We start from the raw sequence: 16,950 nt of genomic DNA on the forward strand, positions 1-16,950 counted from the left end.
GATTGGTTAACCCTAATTTAGCCTCATAAAGAAACTAAATGGACTTGTTAAAATTAACTTCCCTGTTAGTGATCTTTAAAGCCTAAACCTTATCATTACCATAATTCGTTGCCGCCCGGCTTCGCGACCGTTTGTTATTTCACCTTTGCACATTATAATCATCAGCCTAAAAGATCAATCCCGCTTTAACAGTAAAGGGACAAACAACCAATTGGTTATTGCCCCTTTACTTTGTTCAAAACTATCTTGCGCTACCGGCACTACCGTCGGTAGCCTGTGCCGTAAAGGCAAAGCCTTAGTTTAAATACTTTGTGATATCTTCAGACAGCGGCGTAGTTTGTGACCTGAAACGGTGGATCAGCTTGCCCTTTTCGTCTATCAGGAATTTTTCGAAATTCCATTTGATGTCGCCGGTAAAATCAGGGTTTGGAGCAGTTGTCAGGTATTGGAACAACGGATCGATATCCAAACCTAAAACGCTTACTTTACCGCTCATCGGGAATTTTACGTTAAAGTTTTCTTTGCAAAAGGTTTTAATGTCCTGGTTTGTGCCCGGCTCCTGGCCGCCAAAGTTATTGGCCGGGAAACCTACTACAACCAGTTTGCCTTTGTATTGCTCAGATAGTTTTTCCAGATCGGCGTATTGTTTGGTAAAGCCGCATTTTGAGGCTGTGTTTACAATCAATACTTTTTTGCCTTTGTATTTAGCCAGGCTAAAATCTTTGCCGTCGATGGTTTTCAGTTTAAAATCATATACTGAAGATGGCGCGGTGGCAAATAATAAGGCGATGATGAGTGCCAGTGTTTTCATGGTTTTTACAATTGATTTTTAATAATCTACTATAAAAGTAAAGCTAAAAATTTCTTTTAGCTAAGTACTCATCTTCTTTTTGTGTCATTTTTTGTTTTGTAACAACACTTTTATCCGTATAGCCCAACAAGTGCAGTGCGCCGTGAATAATAACACGGTGCAACTCATCGGTTTCGCCGGTTTTAAATTTGGCGCCATTTTCACGGATGCGGTCTATCGAAATAAAGATATCGCCAACTATCTCCCCCTCTACTTCCGAATTATCAAAAGTTACGATATCAGTAAAAGTATCATGATCAAGGTATTGCTGATTTATTTGCAACAGGTAGGCATCTGAGCAAAAAACATAATTAAGTTCTTTTAATTTAAAACCTTCGGCAATTACAGTATCCCTGATCCACTGTCTTAACTGAGTTTTTTGTTTTGGCTTAAAGGTTGTGTCTTCTTCAAAAAAATTAATCGCGGGCATCAGATCTTAAAATGAAGTTCAATTTCATTGCCCGAGGCGTTAAAGATGCACTGATCGGCAAGGTGTTTAATGATAAACACACCGCGCCCGGTCAGGTTCTCGAGATTTTCAGGAGCTGTGGGATCGGCAAGGTTATTATAATCAAAGCCAGGGCCTTCATCGGTAACAGTCCAGATGATCCGCTTCGGTTCAACTTCGGCATTAACAATCACTTTTTTTGTTTCGTCCTGTTTGTTGCCATGCATGATAGCATTTATAACCGCTTCATTGAGGCAGGTCATCATGTTCGCGAAGGTATCTTCTTCCACATGATATTTATCAGCAATTTCTTCTATCAGCTGCTCAAGCAACGTTATGCTCTCCGGTTTTGACGGCAGCTGCAACGTATATAGCTCGCTGGTTTGAACATTTGCCTCTTCCATATTATTTGGCATTAAGTTGATCAAAGTAAGATTTTATTTTTTGTTTATAATACAAATTAAGTGCCGGAGATACCGTTCTGATCTGCTCCGTTTGCTTTGCTTTTTGTTGCTGGTACTCCTGCAGTGCCTTTATATATCCCGGTGGCAAATCCTTACCCGCATTGCTTTCCCGTTGCTGATCCTGATCTCGTTGCTGCTCGGCCTTTTCGGCCTCTAATAACCGGGTTTGTATTTGCTGCTGCCTTTTTAGCGCATCATCTGTAATCTTCCTGTTTACGAGATCACGTTCGGTTTGTTCCATTTCTTTCGAAATTTTATCCAAATTGCCTAATCCGCCTGTCCCGTCTTTATTTTCGTCCCTGTCAATTTGTTGCAAAGCCTGCCGTATCATCTGCTGCTGACGTGCCATTTTAGCAAACTGCTCACTCATATTGCCGCTATTTCCTTGCTGGCCCTTACCCTGGTTGCCTTGTTGCTGCATCTGCTCGCGGGCCTTTTGCATATTTTGATTAAGCTGTTGCTGCATTTTTGCCAATTGTGATATGGATTGCTGCTTACCCTTGCCCCCTTTACCTCCCTTGTTCATCATTTTTTGCATTTGCTCAAGCGCTTCACTCAGCATGAGGGCAAGATTGTTCATGGATGTCATGGCGTATTGCTGATTTCGATTTGCTTCCAACGTGCGCCTATCGCCCAAAAATTCGAGGGCCTGGTCAATATGTTCGTTAATACTGGTAATCTCCTTATTCACTGTCGACTGGATTTGCGGCACCCTTCTGCTAATGGCGTACAAACTGTCTTCGGCCGTTTTCAGGTTGTCTTTGATATCTTTTTGGTTTTGCGATAAAGTAACATATGAGGGATCGGTAGGGTTGGTGTTTTTAAGCGTTTGCATCAGCTTTTCCTGGTTAAACGAACTATTAACCAAACTCTTTAACAATTCCCTTAGTTGCTGGGCATCAACAGTATTCTCTTTTGATTCGCCTTCGTCGCTATCCTTTTGCATTTTTGCGGAAAGCTCCTTCATCTGCTTTGCTGCCTGCTGCTGCGATTTTGACGCCCTTGAATTATCCTTTTTTTGCAGGTCACCCATGCTTTGATCCATCTGCTGCTCAATATCTTTGGTTTCTTTTTCAGGGTTTTGATAGTCGGATTTGCGTTCGGACTGCTCATTGGCCTTCTGCAACTCATCAAAGCTTTTCTTCACATCCTGAAAATCCCGCTTCAGCTTATCTTGTTGTTGCTGCAGACCCTTCTGATCGGCACCGGGCTGTTTGGTTTGATCAGATAGTTTTTGCTGCTCATCGGCCAATTTATTCAGCTGATCGAGGTTTTGATTGAGCTTTTGCTCAAACTCCAGCTTTTTGTAAAGTTCCAGCACCCTGTCGAGCTCCTTTTTTAACGATTTATTATCCATCTGCATTTTGGATAATTCATCACGGGTAACATCTTTCTGTTGTTCATTTAACATTTGCTGCAGGTTTTGAAGCAGCTCTTTGGTTTTTTGATCCAGCACATTATTAAACAGGTCTTCTATCTGTTTTTGCTTAGCCCTGATCTCATCCGTTTGTTGTTGGTTTTCCTGGCGGTTGTATAAATTCTTTTTGTTATCGGCCTGGATATCTTTTACAAGGTCTTCCAGGTCTTTCCTTTTTTGCATCAGGTCTTCCACCTGCTTTTTCTCATCAAACGACAGCGTGTTTTTGTTCAGCAAATTTTGATTAAGTTTTTGCGCGTCGCGCTCAACCTGCCCGGCCAGCTTAATGGCCGATTGCATTTTTTCTTTTATAGCTTTTGATCCGGCATTTAACTGTTGGTTAACCTCCTTGTTATCAGGGATATTTAGTGTATGTTTTGCTGTACGCGCTGTTTTATGTCCGGCCACATCGTCGTTATCGGCAACCTCAAAAAAGTAGCTTACATGATCACCGGAAGTAATACCCATTTCCTTGAGGTTCCAGTAGTAAAAGAAGCCGGCTTGCGTTTGGGACAGATCGGCATTAACCCTTTTTGTAAACTCCTTTGCTTTACCATTGCCTGAGGCTTCAATGCTGTAATGAAAAGTGAGTGCCGAAAAGCCATGATCGTCCTGGATCTCGCCGTTAAAATAAAACGCTTTCATGCTTACTGAATCGGGCTTTTCATCAACAGTAATGGATGGCGCTTCGTCAGTAATAACGTTGATGCGATATGTAGCCGAATCAGTTTGGTTCACTTGGGCATTAACCGGTAAAAGTTTGTAGACTGAATTTTTTAATACTCGTTCGTGATGTTCAAACAAATCGGCACTGCTTTGCACAGCCGGACGACTTCGGCCATTCATATCAAACATAAGCGCACTGGTATATTGAGTATGCAATTGCCAGTTCACAGTTGTACCTGCAGGAATAGTCAAATCACCGGCGTTGAGCAGCCTTTCATTCTTTTTATGCAAATAGGCCGGGTAGTTCAGTTCAACGTCAAAGTGCAACAGTGCCGGCTTTTGATTTACTTTGATTTCGTAAACAGCCGAACTAAAGCCATTACCCGAAAACTTAAAGCGGGTATTTTGCTGCAGGTTGCTGAACTGGTAATGAAAACGGCTGATGTTATCTTTATCCAATTTAAACGTATTCTCCCCTGTTTCAACATAAACATCCGAGGGCAGCTTATCGCCTTCCAGTTTAAGGTCGAGCTTTAAATCACTCCCCTGCACAACTGAAAGTGTTTTGTTTAATACAATAAACCTGAACGGAGCAGCAGGCACAAAATATTCGTTATGCCTGATCAATCTTTTAGTACTTTCGGTTAATACCGATGGCGCCGCCAATGCAATGATGATAATTACCCCCAGCGGACCAAGTGCCCATTTCAAATATTTGGTGTTTTCTTTCAGATTGATGGCCGATGGGAAGCTTACCGGTTTAAGCGCCTCTATCTTTTGGTCGATACTGGCTTCAATCAACGCACGGTGGTTTTCATCTTCGGCAGCAAGCTTTTTAAGCTGCAGGGTGTTAAGCAATTTATCATGAACATCATTAAAATGCCTGCCAATAATTTCGGCAGCTTCATCATGCGTTAAAGTTTTGCCCAGCTTAAGCCAGGCCAGCAGTGACGGTAAAACAAGCCAGCAAACAAGCACTGTATTGAGCAGGATAAAAAAGTAAAAAAGGATGGTACGCAGCAGGATACTGAAATTGCCAAAATATTCGCTCAGTATTATAACCACATAAGCAGAGAAAAGACCGGCGCCTAAAAATATTAATCCACGAAGAAAATTATTGAAATAATACTTCCGGGTGAAAGTATTGATTTTGCCAAGCAAAAGTTCATAATTTTCTGTCGAGGCCATACTACATGTGGAAAACGTTAAATAAACACGCCTTATTAAACGCAAAAGCCATGTATTATATATAACACGTGTTGGTTTAAGTTAAAAATTAAAGCAATAATAATAAAATGTTAATTGTTAATGACAATTAAAATTGAATCCCCCCCTTTATTGGGAAATACATGGTTTTAAACAATGATAATAGGCAAAATTGGGAAAATCTTATTCCCGCTCCTCAACTGTTTCTTCCTCAAAATCTGGAGATTCGAGCTTATGTAGCCAAATACCGGCTATCCCCGTAATTGAATATGGAAATATAATTACTGCTATAGAAGATACAGCCGAAACCTTTTTCTCAAAAAGTAATTCAAAAAACGGGAGCATAGTAATTATCAATATAGCTATGGTTAAAACCTGTTTTACATAAAACGGCTCTCTCTTTTTTGATAAAGAGTATACGGCCACCCAAAATACAAAGGCGAAAGGAATAGTAAGCAGCAGAACCATATCTGCAAAAATGATATAGTCTTTTTGGATCTCCGCGATAAGGCTTATTTCAGGGTTCTCGATAATAAACCATGACAGCACAAGATGGAGCAATGGTGCTATGATCACCATCAGCGACCAAACTTTTAAACTATATATAAATGACCGGTTCATAATTTATTAAGGAAGTCAACAAGATACAGAGCCGTCAATAAAATAACAATAGTTGCTTTTGCTATAAATGCCCACATATCCGCTCAACGCGGGATTATAACTACATGATTTCTTTTTTAATACCATTTTCAGCGTCGATACGTTAACTCATACGCACCGATAGTGAATATTTTTAAAGGTTTACAGGTAGAATATAAACTGATTTTTTATATAAAATATTATATCCTGCCCGCCGAATTTTTCTTAGGCACATAACTTAGTCGGCCGTTGGTGTTATAAATAAATTATAAAGGTTTATTACAAAATAGCGGATACAATACGCCATTGTTTTTTTTAATCATAGATTAATCATTGCTGTGTAAATTAGCGCAGAATAGGTGTTTTCACGGATTGTTAAGCGTATAGTTAATTATTACCTTGCATTAATTTAGCCACAGCCCTATCATGACCACTCCGATCCAACTCGATAAATCCATATTTGACTACTTTAGTGTAGGTGGCGTTTGGCAAAATATTTTATTTTATGCCGCAATATTTTGCCTTTTATATATTAACATTTTGTTAACCCGTCGAAAGAAAAGTTATAAGCTGCAGCCAGTTGGGGACTCACCTGACGAAAAAGACGAGTCTGCGCTGACGACGGCAGATAGCGCCGGCCCCGAAACCAACGCTGCTTTAAATAATGAAATAGCTACACTAAGAACCGAGCTTTTGACTCTGGGCGAAAAATTGGAGCTTTCGTACGTGAAATCGGAAAAACTTAATGGCCAGTTATCGGAAATATTGGATAGTGTTGAATTAACAATGGTCTACGATCATACCCTTTGGGAGTGGTCGCTGGATTTCAGCAGCAAAGAGATTACGCTTTCCGAATATGGCTTAAAGCTTTTCGGCTTTCCGGAAAATACAAAGCCCGTTTTAAATGAAGCCATCCATATTGTTGATCCCCGGCACCAGGCCGCACTTATGGATGCTGTTGAAAAATCATTTAACACCGGTGCCGACTTTTCAATAACCTGCCTTGTTCATCCATTAAACGGCAGCCGGTCGAAAGAAATAAAGGCAGCAGGCAGGGTTTATTATAACGAGTACGGAATACCCCTAAAACTATCCGGGAAATTTTCAATTACCCATACCGAGCTATTGATGACGAGGTGATTCGGCTTTATTGGTTCCGTTTCCGGGCGGATCTACAAGTGTTCAATTTTTAAAAGTGTGAACACTTGCTTTTCTTTTGTAAAATAACATTGCTGATTATCAACAACTTGCATTTTGGCTAAAATGCTTTTAAAGCCGACTTGAACAAACAAGCACTGATAATCAACGGGTTACAAATTTTCATTTTAAAACATTGAACACCCGGTTTTTAAAAATTGAACACTGACAAGATCCTGTCAGTTTATTGGGAGGGATTAGCCCGTTAAGTAACCGGCTTAATCAGCCGGGCACTTACACTTCAATCCGTTTAAAACGCTAAGCCTTTTGAATGTTGTTCAGCGCCTTATTAATTCTTTTAACCGCTGTAGTTATAATTTGCAGCTTCATGTCATTATCACTAAAACATCATTATTTATTTCTGCGTTTTTTATCCGGCATTGGTGTTACATTTTCAAAATCTACACTGGCCTCTCTTATTCGCGGAGTTAACAATCTTGTTTTGTGCACAATGTACTCATGGTCCTTCCCTATCTCTACTATATAGAATACACATAGCGTTTGAGCGGTGAGATCTGTTGTTTTTTTCGCAAAATCGATCAGCGTAGGAAGACTGACCATCCTGATCTTTGATAGTGAAGCATTACTAATACTCTGGCCAGAATCCTTTAAATTATATACAAAAGTTGGTTCGCTATTGTATTTGAGACATGGACATTTTACGGTAAAGTATTTGTACTGTGATTCTATCCCGACATCCCACATCCTATCTTTCGGCGTTGTATTGGTGGTATCCAGCAAATAATAAACCGTGTCGATATTGTTGGCTACCTTTTGAGCCGAAGCGCTATAAATGTTAAGCCAAAGTATTACGATCAAAAAGTATTTCATAAATCAATTAGTTGCAATTTCCGGGTAATTTATCATTTGAGTTCAAAGAACTGTTATAAAAACTATTTAACTGCGCATCTGTTAGCGAGTATTTTGTTTTAATAGCATTATACGCCTGTTGTAAAGTAGCTGTTTCCGTCGCCGTTGCTGATGGATCGGAAGTATTTAATCCATATAACATTGCGCTGGCATATTCTGAGTCCGTATGGGCCGATTTTTCCCATGTTTTCAAGGCGCCGACCGCCTGGTCAAAATAATTGGTCAGCATGACCAGATGGTTGCTGTAATTGGCAGGCAAACCATCCAGCGTACACCATTGATCTATAGATAAAAGCCAGTTGTTGTTTGTGAAATCGGTATATCCCTGGGACGCATTATCTTGGGCAGTCGATAGTCCGTAGTTGATATAAGGATGTATGTTTCAGCAATCAATAACCTCGAACTGTTTTGAAGCATCTGTGAAACATTCTGTAAAATCGCTCTATCAAGCTTCTTTGAAAGACAACGTGCTCTGTTCGCAGGCGGTTCGCAGAACTCAAATAAGTTGCTACCTTAGTAAAAAGCTCCATTTATGGAAAACAAACACGCCATTGAATTTCATTTACGTAAAGATGATGAACCGCTTAACATACAGCTGGAACCCGAATGTTTAATTTATAAAGTATCTCCCGGGAACGAAATAAAGTTTATTGCTGTTAACTGTGATGCTGACTTTCATTGGAGTTTAAGAGTTGCTAATAAGGAAAGATGGGTACAGCTGTTTCCAGAAAGCAAAGGTAATTACGATATAGAAATTTATGAAAACGGGAGCTTGTTAGAGGATTGGTTTAAGTATATGTAAAGCCGCTGTAAGCTGTTAACTTAGTATTATGATTCCTAAACCTGATTTCATAGCAGAACCACATTACTACACTACAGAACAAGGGGGAAGAAGTACGCCTGCCTTTACTAGTTATCGGCCACAAGTGAAGTTTCCATTTAGTGAAATGCAAACATCTGGCTATCAAAAGTTCCTCGACAAGGATAAGGTAAATCCGGGAGAAACTGTAACCGCCGAGATAACAATAATATCAATTGATTACTTCAAACATAGCATTTATCCAGGACTTGAATTTGAATTTAGAGAAGGCTCCAAAGTAGTAGGAAGAGGAACAGTACAGCAAGTAATTAACGAGCTGCTCAAAGTTATATAATTCTTCACAGGCCTTTTGCTCCATTCGCAGCGGCTTGCATAATGCCTTGCAGAGGTTTAACGCTCAATTTCAATCGGTTAAAAACTTATACCTTTTTGTCCTCTAATATAATCAGAGAGCCGGCTAAAAGAGACCTGTACCAAGCAAAAGCTACTCATTGAGCCTTTAAACAATGATTTAGGTTGTCGTTTATTATGATCTCATTGCTTTCAACCTTTGTCATATGGAAATTACTACACAAATCATTGAATTATTAACGATGGCGCTTGCCGCTATAGACATGGGGTTAAAAGTATCAAATGCATCAAATCTAAAATCGAGGCATAGGGGGCGACTTAGAAGATGAACATGTATCGACCATCGTGTTTATACATATTAAAAGCCATTTCGGCTCCCTGACACCACTATGTCAGTTAAAAATCAGCTACTTATGCAAGTTTTGCGCAATTTGTCCTCTAATACAACAGAATATGGCCTCTTTTGACTGGTTTTAAAGCTAAAAAGGGTCAATGCAGCTTCTAAACGCGACTTTGACTGTCCTTTATTACAACTGCACTGCTCTCAATTTATTACAAGGGAGATAGGTTTAAAAACCTGTGAACTATGAATTATTAAGCAAAGTTACGCTTATAGCTGCTGAAGCGTTGCAAGGAAACTACGGCATAAACACAAGCCTACGCACCACCTTTCATTTATTCCGTTCCATCTTGCACTTGATTGCTATAAGCGTGTTGATGCTCCATAATTCATTCACTCAATCAAACAACATGATAACCTCAATCACCTTTATTCCAAGAGAGTACCCGTAAAAACTTCAGGTACCTATTGACCTTTTTCTTATAGTTTTTATATTTGCCAATCTAACATTTGTACTCTTTGTTGTACTACCATGTTAGAGCAACATTTTAGCTAACAACAATTAACGGATTCACAAACCCTGCTTATTAAATGCAAGACGAAGGTTTACAGATGGTTACAATCGTTAGATAGAGCTAATCTTTTTCTTCGGGATGTAGCGTAGCCCGGTATCGCGCCAGCATGGGGTGCTGGAGGTCGTGGGTTCGAATCCCGCCATCCCGACTTGAACACAAACTTTAAAGAGCATGTCTCAGAGGTAGTTTTACTGATGAGATATGCTCCTTTGATTTCTTATTGCCTGGGCTTTGCCCTTACTGCTGTCCTCAAGGTTAGCTTTACGGGTTATAAAAAATCCGGATAATGATTTCATTCACAATTTCCAATATTCAATGCTTTGTATGCGGGCCACAAGGCACAGCCTTGCAGCAGCGGGGGGGTACTTTGATTATGCGTTTGGCTAAAGACATAGAGATCATTATTTAGCCTGATTATCCCTTACAAACCTTACCGATTTTGGAGAGTCGGTATTATGTTCGCCGTCCACAAAGCAACCAAAACATTGCGCGTGATCATCACTGGAAGTGGTTCCATACAGCCTGCTTAAAATAAACGAATAATAAGTGGCATGAAAATTAACTTTTGCAGCCGGCAACGGAGTGGAGCTTAAAAACAGCGCAAGGTTTCCTGGGGTTTCGTTATATGGGCTGGCATAATATCCCGCCGGATAAGCATTAAACCCAGAAGTATTAGTTCCCTGTTTATCAGATGCCCCACGCACCTCCCATCCCGACGTAGATTTAAGCACAAGGGCCTCATTGTAATCCATTACAAAATTGCCCTCAGTATCTTTCTTGCTGGTAAAATTGCTCATTAGTTTATTAAAATCGGCGACAGTGGGTATACGCCAGCCAGAAGGCAGTTTTAAGTTCGCTAAATCGGCTTGAGTATAAAATTTCTTATAATTGGTATTGGGCACATAAAAAGTACCCTCTATACCTCCCTGTCCGTCATAGTTGACTGCCGTCCATTCTTGTTGCCCAATTTTAACAGTTGGATACACAGTGCCTGATATGATCACTCCTGAAGCTTCCTCTTTTGTTGTGCTATCTTTTTTACAGGCGGCAAATAGCAGTAAAAAAGATAAAAACAAAAGCAGAAGGAGTTTCATTGGTAAGGTTTTATCCAAAACTAAACAAAAACTTAGATATTCAAAACGACACATTTTTGGGTTCGAATCCCACCATCCCGACTTAACCACAACGTTAAAGAGCATATCTGAGCAGTTTTTTACTGATTGATTATGCTCTTTTTTGATTTTGTTGACGGTAGTGTTTAAAGGGACGTTTACGGTTTACCTCTTAACAGCAAATATAAACTGATCGATTATATCACCATTTGTTTTGACAAGCCATTGGTGATCTCTTACCGCGGAGGTAACTGGATACGGGCGAAAAATTATAGAGCAGTTCAAATAGATTGTGGCCAATCATGGCGCTCAGCTAATCGTGAACTTATATTCCTTGATTTTTTTTAACTCCGAATTAATTTGAATAATCTGCAAACCCCATAGAAAACATTTCAATCAGGCATATATTTTTAAATAAAAAAAAGATCTTTTTTATAGCTTAGCGTTATATTTTTAAAAACATAATGAAGGATCGGAAACAAACCGACATGTCAAAAAACACGATCATTCTATGAAAAAAGCTTTCCTTACCTTTCTCCTTTTCTTAATACTTACCCATGCTTTTGCCCAATCAACCGGCAATATTAAAGGTAGCATCACCGACAATTCAAAAGCCCCGTTGGAGTTGGTGAATATTATTCTTTACAAAACAAATTTCAGCGCCACCACAAATAATAAAGGCCAATACAGCATCAATAATATTCCTGCCGGAAATTACCAGGTCATTATTTCGCACATCGGCTATAAATCTGTTAAACAACATATACTCGTAAAAAACAATGACACTACTGAATTTTCCTATACGCTTCAGGCCGGCGTTATTAAGATATCTGCTGTTGAAGTACAAGGCGAAAGAGGCGTAGGAAGCATCAAAGCGTTACCCGAGATCGGCGGAACAAATATTTATTCGGGAAAAAAAAATGAAGTTGTTTTGGTTGACAGCGTCAATGCAGATATCGCACAAAATAAAGCCCGCGATGTGTTTGCAAAAGTACCGGGTATCACGTCGTGGGAGTTGGATGGTTCGGGCACTCAAACCAGTGTAGCGGCAAGAGGATTAAGTCCGCACAGGTCATGGGAGTTCAATGTGAACCAGAATGGCTACAATGTTAATAACGATCTGTATGGTTATCCCGAGGCCATGTATAACCCGCCATTGGAAGCCGTACAGCAAATTGAGATCATCAGGGGATCAGCCGCTCTTCAATATGGCCCTCAGTTTGGAGGAATGCTCAATTATGTAATTAAACAACCCGATACCACGAAGTCATTAAGCATTGAAACCGAACAAACGTACGGCTCGTTCAATACCTCAAATTCCTTTGCTTCGGTAGGTGGAAAAAAAGGCAAGTTCACTTATTATGCTTTCTTTAATTACCGTAGCAGCGATGGATGGCGTCCTAACTCCGACTATAATTTCCTGAATGCTTACGCAAGTTTGCACTATAAGCTAACAGATAAAATGGATATTGGCCTCGAATACTCAAGAGAAAACTATATGCAGAAATTTGCTGGCGGGCTTACCGACGCGATGTTCGCTGCTAATCCGCGCCAATCAACCAGGAGCAGAAATTATTTTAACCCGATACTTAACCTCCCCGCTTTGCTTTTTAATTACGCCGTCAATAATAAAACACTATTGAATGTAAAAGCCTATACTTTTTTTGGACAAAGAAACATGGTTATTGCCAGCCCGAGTTTAGCCACCAATGCAGATACCATCAGCAAAACTACAGGCTCCTACGCGCCAAGAGAGATAAACAGGGACTTTTATAACAGCTATACTGTTGATGCAAGAATGATAAAAAAATACGATCTGTTCGGCCATGAGAGTGCCCTATCGGGCGGCTTAAAATATTCCAACGCTGCTACAAACAGAAAACAAAACGGGGAAGGAAGTACAGGAACTAATTTTGACCTTACCCAAACCGGCAATTACGGTATCGCCCTGCTCTTTAAAACAATAAACTACGGGGCGTTTCTTGAAAACCTTTTCCGCATCACCGATAGGCTATCCGTTACCCCCGGCATCAGGTATGATAACCTCAAATCAACTTTAAACGGAACGGAATATAAAGCATATAAAAATTTTAACCCCGTATCGCTTTCAACCTCCAGGAACATCGTGCTGGGTGGAATCGGTGCGCAGTATAAGATCACTGAAAGCATTAATATCTATGGTAATTATTCGCAGGCATACAGGCCCATCCTTTATGCAAATCTTATCATCGGATCGAGCACAGCGGTGATCGACCCGAATTTGAAAGACGCGAGCGGCCATAATGCAGATATTGGCATTAGGGGAAAGGTTAAAAAGATATTGAACTTTGATCTAAGCGCATTTGAACTGAAGTATAACAACAGGATAGGAAATATAACGCTGACTGATGGCAACGGAAAACCCTACACCTACACCACCAATGCAGGCAATGCGCTCACCAGGGGAGTGGAAGCTTTTGTTGAGGTTCACCTGCTTAATTTCAATACCGAGGACACTAACAATGATCTTTCCATATTTTCTTCTTACGCTTATAATCACGCCAGGTATTTGAATGGCAAAGCAGGCGTGGTTGATCTGACAGGAAAAACGTTGGAAGACGTTCCTCAATTTGTTAGCCGCTCGGGTGTAAATGGCTCTGTACATAACCTCTCCGCTACCTTTTATTATTCATATGTTGGCGGATCATGGTCGGATGCGAATAATACAGCTGCGACCAAAACAAGTCCCAATATAGGTTATGTCCCACGATATCGCGTGGCCGATTTTGCTCTGGGCTATAAGTTTTCCGACAAGTACAACATCAGGATCGGTATCAATAACCTGACAGATAATAAATACTTTACCCGCCGAACAGAAACGCTCGTTTACCTTGGCAATGGTATATTACCCGGCGACGGAAGGTCATGGTATGTTACATTAGGTGCTAAATTCTGACAGCAGGATATCAATCCTGTTTAGCGGCCCCGCCCGGCCTTGACTTTTCCTGGGTCGCGCTTTCGTTTGCTTACATGGTGATTAACGCGTTATCATTCAATTGCATCGCCGGGGAGCCATAACTACAAAATCTTTTATTTGTAGCAGACATTCTTTATGTTTTATAACAAGTTCATTGATTATCAACTATAGGGTAAATAAGTATCAAGGGCCATCAAACCGAAGCACAATATATGTGCCCTATACGGCGCCCGCCCTGAATATCATAGATATAAATGCCGGGGTAATCGTCTCCTCATCCCAACTTGAAAACAACAAAAAAAGCATATCTGCACAGTAGTCTTACTGATTGGATATGCTTTTTTTATTTAACAAAGCTTATATGCCGTAATTGATAATTAGAAATTTACAGAATCATCTACTGCTTGTAATTTTAAACGCTTCCGGTCTTTCCAGCTTTTTATCCAATCTTTTGCCGGAATTTCAATGAAAAAATAACAGGCAATAGAAATACAAATAAGCGCGATCAAAAAGGTATAAAATTGCACTTCAGGATTTACTATCCGCATTTTTTTGAAGAAAAAACTCAGGAAAGATTTTATTGGGTATTGAAGTATATACATGCTATAACTCGCTTCGCCCAGCAGTATCAAATATTTATTTGAGAAAACCTTTGTGATTTTGCCGTTATTTAAGGCCAATAATAAAATAAGAGGTGCAAACAACACGGCCATTAATCCGTTATGAAAGCTAAAGTAATTATTAACGGATAATACAACCAGTAAAGCCATTACGATAACTGTAATATACCAATCATAGTTCCCCTGCCTTTTTGCCGATTTTAAATAAACAAAGCCGAGAATGTTTCCAATCATAAACTCATTAATATGCATTAATGGGAAATAGAATAACAGATCATGAATGGTTGATGGTGGAGCTGCATAATATGGTGATCGGTAAAAAAAGTTTAGTATTACCTGGGTTGTAAGCCATAAGCATAAAACCATTATTGCAACAGATTTAAAGGAAAATTTACTGTAGTAATAATTAAAAAGTAATGGAAACACAATATAAAACAATGCCTCAACAGATAATGACCAGCCGGGAGGGTTAATCTTACTGATATAACCAGGGAACCATGATTGAATAGCAAACAGCTGTAATATAAATTCCTTCACCGGCAGCGTATCTGTTATCAATAACCTAAATGCTGCCAAAATAAGCGCAAAAAGGTATACCGGATAGATCCTGGCTATCCTGTTCAAATAATAGTTTCCCGGCTTAACTTGAACATGTTTTTGCTGACCATAGGCAATGATCATCACAAATCCCGACAATATGAAAAAGTAACTTACACCAACATTTGCCTTATTGAATACATTTTGTAAAACTGGCAAATTAAACGGCCAAATATTGCTCCTGGTGTGGTATACAATAATAGCAACCGCTGCAAGAAATCTGGTAAAAGTGAGTTGGTTTAATTTCATATAGGGTAGAATATATTAATTAAAATTTTACCACAAAGGTAAATTTTTAATCTTTTATTTCTCCACAAGATATTTAATTTCCAGAAAACACCTTTCCAGCCGGATAGCTCTGGCTAAATTTTTCCATACGTGCATCCGTTTAACATCAAAGAAAGTTAAATCATTTATACTATTTGCGGTATCAGCCAGGCAATAATTGCCTGGTTAGCCTACTGGTCGAAGTTTAACGCCAGTGTAACTTCGTCCCCCAATAAAGCAAGCATCCTGCTTGAAATCTGAAGCATTACCCTGAGATCCCGCCAGATAAAAATAAAGCCTCACTATACCATAAAGTCAACCAGTGAACTTAAGCCATATAATGCGTCGGGAACTCAATACCAGTTGTTTTAGCCACATTGAATATCTATTTTAGCATCGCATAATACTAACCTTATCCATGCTACGTTACTTTCGCCTTGTCATAGTTATTTTACTACAATTACTAATATTGGGTTGTAAGGCCCAGAACAAGCATACCATTTTTCCTCCCGAAAGTTTTTCAGTTATTGAAGCAAAATTACCTGACGGGAGGCCTGTTGTTGGATCTGTTAACACCGCCTATAAAAATTACGGCGAAAAGAAAAGCTATCCGTGGTGCCTGCAAATTCACGTTGCGCTTAAGCATGATAGTGTTATGAAAAATGGGCTACCGCTTGAGTCAGAAATAGACGTTGCTAATACGCTTGAGGACGAACTAATCAATGAAACGGGTAAAGTAGTAACCCTGCATTACATTGGCCATGTCTACAACGATTCCTTCTTAGATGTTTATGCTTATATTGATCATCCCGGGAAAGCAAACCAATATCTTCAGAAAAAAACAAAAGCGCCCGATGTAAAGCGTGAGTTTTCATTTGAAATAAAACAGGATAAAGAATGGGTAGAGGTTAAACCGTTTTTAGAGTAAGTACATGACCTCTAATATTTGAGTTCCCAACTCAAGCGACTGTGCAAAAGAAAAACTCAAACCCTCAACGCCCCTCTAAAGCCCCTGGCAGCATAATATGACTCCGCCCCATTGTGGTAAATAAATATGGTGCCATAACGGAAATCGGCAAAAATGGCGCCACCAAGCTCCCTGATATTGGCCGGTGTTTTTATCCAGCTTGAGGTTTTGGTATCAAACTTTCCAAGCTTTTGCAATTCGCGGTATTGTTCTTCATTTAAAAGTTCAATGCCCATATCCTTCGCCATTTCCACAGCGCTGTTTCCGGGCTTGTGTTCTTTTCTGGCTTCCAGCGCTTCATGATCGTAGCAAACACTTCTGCGGCCTTTGGGGCTTTCTGCGGCACAGTCGAAAAAAATATATTCGCCCGTATTTTTATCGTAAGCAACAACATCGGGTTCTCCGCCGGTTATTTCCATTTCATTAAGTATCGATAGTTTTTCGGTATCGGCTTTCAGCTTTACCTGTACCCCGGCCCATTCTATGCCGGTGTGGCGGTTCATGTTTTTTTCAAAACGCGTTTTCAGTATGCCGATAAGTTCTCTCTGTAGTTCTGGTGATAGCTTCATATTTATTGCAGGTTATGGT

At 39.8% G+C, this 16,950-nt stretch carries 15 protein-coding genes and 1 tRNA gene; 6 read left to right on the forward strand and 10 right to left on the reverse strand.

The genetic code is table 11. The features are described 5' to 3' along the window. Positions 1–295 precede the first annotated feature (295 nt). The 5 genes from ABIC84_RS10700 to ABIC84_RS10720 form a co-directional block, all read right to left on the reverse strand. A complete protein-coding gene (locus tag ABIC84_RS10700; protein WP_429263559.1) occupies positions 296–811 on the reverse strand; it encodes a glutathione peroxidase in 516 nt (171 codons plus the stop codon). Between the two features lie 43 nt (positions 812–854). Beyond that, complete coding sequence (gene ybeY / locus ABIC84_RS10705) at positions 855–1,280, reverse strand: rRNA maturation RNase YbeY (RefSeq protein WP_429263560.1); 426 nt, start codon at positions 1,278–1,280, stop codon at positions 855–857. Then, positions 1,280–1,702, reverse strand: coding sequence for an ATP-binding protein (locus ABIC84_RS10710; RefSeq protein WP_091174936.1), 423 nt, complete (start codon positions 1,700–1,702; stop codon positions 1,280–1,282). Before ABIC84_RS10710 ends, ybeY begins: the two co-directional genes overlap by 1 nt. A 1-nt stretch (position 1,703) precedes the next feature. Next, positions 1,704–5,033, reverse strand: coding sequence for a DUF4175 family protein (locus tag ABIC84_RS10715; RefSeq protein WP_429263561.1), 3,330 nt, complete (start codon positions 5,031–5,033; stop codon positions 1,704–1,706). Between the two features lie 201 nt (positions 5,034–5,234). Next, positions 5,235–5,672: a hypothetical protein gene (locus ABIC84_RS10720; protein WP_429263562.1), complete on the reverse strand. Its 438-nt coding sequence runs from the start codon at positions 5,670–5,672 to the stop codon at positions 5,235–5,237. Positions 5,673–6,116: 444 nt separating this feature from the next. Between ABIC84_RS10720 and ABIC84_RS10725 the strand changes: the two genes are divergently transcribed. After that, a complete protein-coding gene (locus ABIC84_RS10725; protein WP_429263563.1) occupies positions 6,117–6,830 on the forward strand; it encodes a hypothetical protein in 714 nt (237 codons plus the stop codon). Positions 6,831–7,238: 408 nt separating this feature from the next. On the opposite strand, the gene ABIC84_RS10730 is transcribed toward ABIC84_RS10725, so the two are convergent. Both ABIC84_RS10730 and ABIC84_RS10735 read right to left on the reverse strand, forming a co-directional pair. Next, the gene (locus ABIC84_RS10730; protein ID WP_429263564.1) at positions 7,239–7,718 is read right to left on the reverse strand and encodes a hypothetical protein; all 480 of its coding nucleotides are present in this window, start codon (positions 7,716–7,718) and stop codon (positions 7,239–7,241) included. 7 nt (positions 7,719–7,725) lie between these two features. After that, positions 7,726–7,986 carry a hypothetical protein gene (locus tag ABIC84_RS10735; protein ID WP_429263565.1) on the reverse strand — a complete coding sequence of 87 codons (261 nt, stop codon included), beginning with the start codon at positions 7,984–7,986 and terminating at the stop codon, positions 7,726–7,728. 303 nt (positions 7,987–8,289) lie between these two features. Between ABIC84_RS10735 and ABIC84_RS10740 the strand changes: the two genes are divergently transcribed. The 3 genes from ABIC84_RS10740 (at position 8,290) to ABIC84_RS10750 (ending at position 9,991) form a co-directional block, all read left to right on the forward strand. Further along, entirely contained in the window at positions 8,290–8,559 is a 270-nt protein-coding gene (locus ABIC84_RS10740) for a hypothetical protein (protein WP_429263566.1), read from the forward strand. Between the two features lie 28 nt (positions 8,560–8,587). Then, complete coding sequence (locus ABIC84_RS10745; RefSeq protein WP_429263567.1) at positions 8,588–8,911, forward strand: hypothetical protein; 324 nt, start codon at positions 8,588–8,590, stop codon at positions 8,909–8,911. 1,006 nt (positions 8,912–9,917) lie between these two features. Continuing rightward, positions 9,918–9,991 (forward strand) — tRNA-Pro (locus ABIC84_RS10750). A 253-nt stretch (positions 9,992–10,244) separates the two neighbouring features. Here ABIC84_RS10750 and ABIC84_RS10755 read toward each other — a convergent pair. Next, a complete protein-coding gene (locus ABIC84_RS10755; RefSeq protein WP_429263568.1) occupies positions 10,245–10,937 on the reverse strand; it encodes an FISUMP domain-containing protein in 693 nt (230 codons plus the stop codon). Between the two features lie 529 nt (positions 10,938–11,466). Between ABIC84_RS10755 and ABIC84_RS10760 the strand changes: the two genes are divergently transcribed. Next, positions 11,467–13,890 carry a TonB-dependent receptor domain-containing protein gene (locus tag ABIC84_RS10760; protein WP_429263569.1) on the forward strand — a complete coding sequence of 808 codons (2,424 nt, stop codon included), beginning with the start codon at positions 11,467–11,469 and terminating at the stop codon, positions 13,888–13,890. A gap of 398 nt (positions 13,891–14,288) precedes the next feature. Here the strand turns inward: ABIC84_RS10760 and ABIC84_RS10765 are convergent, their stop codons facing one another. Further along, positions 14,289–15,377 (reverse strand): acyltransferase family protein, encoded by a 1,089-nt coding sequence (locus tag ABIC84_RS10765; RefSeq protein ID WP_429263570.1) that lies wholly within the window; start codon positions 15,375–15,377, stop codon positions 14,289–14,291. Between the two features lie 436 nt (positions 15,378–15,813). Here ABIC84_RS10765 and ABIC84_RS10770 point away from each other — a divergent pair, with 436 nt between their 5' ends. Next, positions 15,814–16,323 (forward strand): DUF695 domain-containing protein, encoded by a 510-nt coding sequence (locus ABIC84_RS10770; RefSeq protein ID WP_426583199.1) that lies wholly within the window; start codon positions 15,814–15,816, stop codon positions 16,321–16,323. 56 nt (positions 16,324–16,379) lie between these two features. Here ABIC84_RS10770 and ABIC84_RS10775 read toward each other — a convergent pair whose 3' ends face one another. Beyond that, positions 16,380–16,931, reverse strand: coding sequence for a DUF4256 domain-containing protein (locus ABIC84_RS10775; protein WP_426583201.1), 552 nt, complete (start codon positions 16,929–16,931; stop codon positions 16,380–16,382). Positions 16,932–16,950: the final 19 nt, after the last annotated feature.

Origin of the sequence: Mucilaginibacter sp. 3215 (assembly GCF_050433785.1) — a bacterium.
Taxonomy (GTDB): Bacteria; Bacteroidota; Bacteroidia; order Sphingobacteriales; family Sphingobacteriaceae; genus Mucilaginibacter.

What these genes read in the sequence shown, in the direction of transcription:
- ABIC84_RS10700 (WP_429263559.1), bottom strand. Translation starts at nt 811, where the DNA reads ATGAAAACACTGGCACTCATCATCGCCTTATTATTTGCCACCGCGCCA.
- ybeY (WP_429263560.1), bottom strand. Translation starts at nt 1,280, where the DNA reads ATGCCCGCGATTAATTTTTTTGAAGAAGACACAACCTTTAAGCCAAAA.
- ABIC84_RS10710 (WP_091174936.1), bottom strand. Translation starts at nt 1,702, where the DNA reads ATGGAAGAGGCAAATGTTCAAACCAGCGAGCTATATACGTTGCAGCTG.
- ABIC84_RS10715 (WP_429263561.1), bottom strand. Translation starts at nt 5,033, where the DNA reads ATGGCCTCGACAGAAAATTATGAACTTTTGCTTGGCAAAATCAATACT.
- ABIC84_RS10720 (WP_429263562.1), bottom strand. Translation starts at nt 5,672, where the DNA reads ATGAACCGGTCATTTATATATAGTTTAAAAGTTTGGTCGCTGATGGTG.
- ABIC84_RS10725 (WP_429263563.1), top strand. Translation starts at nt 6,117, where the DNA reads ATGACCACTCCGATCCAACTCGATAAATCCATATTTGACTACTTTAGT.
- ABIC84_RS10730 (WP_429263564.1), bottom strand. Translation starts at nt 7,718, where the DNA reads ATGAAATACTTTTTGATCGTAATACTTTGGCTTAACATTTATAGCGCT.
- ABIC84_RS10735 (WP_429263565.1), bottom strand. Translation starts at nt 7,986, where the DNA reads ATGCTGACCAATTATTTTGACCAGGCGGTCGGCGCCTTGAAAACATGG.
- ABIC84_RS10740 (WP_429263566.1), top strand. Translation starts at nt 8,290, where the DNA reads ATGGAAAACAAACACGCCATTGAATTTCATTTACGTAAAGATGATGAA.
- ABIC84_RS10745 (WP_429263567.1), top strand. Translation starts at nt 8,588, where the DNA reads ATGATTCCTAAACCTGATTTCATAGCAGAACCACATTACTACACTACA.
- ABIC84_RS10755 (WP_429263568.1), bottom strand. Translation starts at nt 10,937, where the DNA reads ATGAAACTCCTTCTGCTTTTGTTTTTATCTTTTTTACTGCTATTTGCC.
- ABIC84_RS10760 (WP_429263569.1), top strand. Translation starts at nt 11,467, where the DNA reads ATGAAAAAAGCTTTCCTTACCTTTCTCCTTTTCTTAATACTTACCCAT.
- ABIC84_RS10765 (WP_429263570.1), bottom strand. Translation starts at nt 15,377, where the DNA reads ATGAAATTAAACCAACTCACTTTTACCAGATTTCTTGCAGCGGTTGCT.
- ABIC84_RS10770 (WP_426583199.1), top strand. Translation starts at nt 15,814, where the DNA reads ATGCTACGTTACTTTCGCCTTGTCATAGTTATTTTACTACAATTACTA.
- ABIC84_RS10775 (WP_426583201.1), bottom strand. Translation starts at nt 16,931, where the DNA reads ATGAAGCTATCACCAGAACTACAGAGAGAACTTATCGGCATACTGAAA.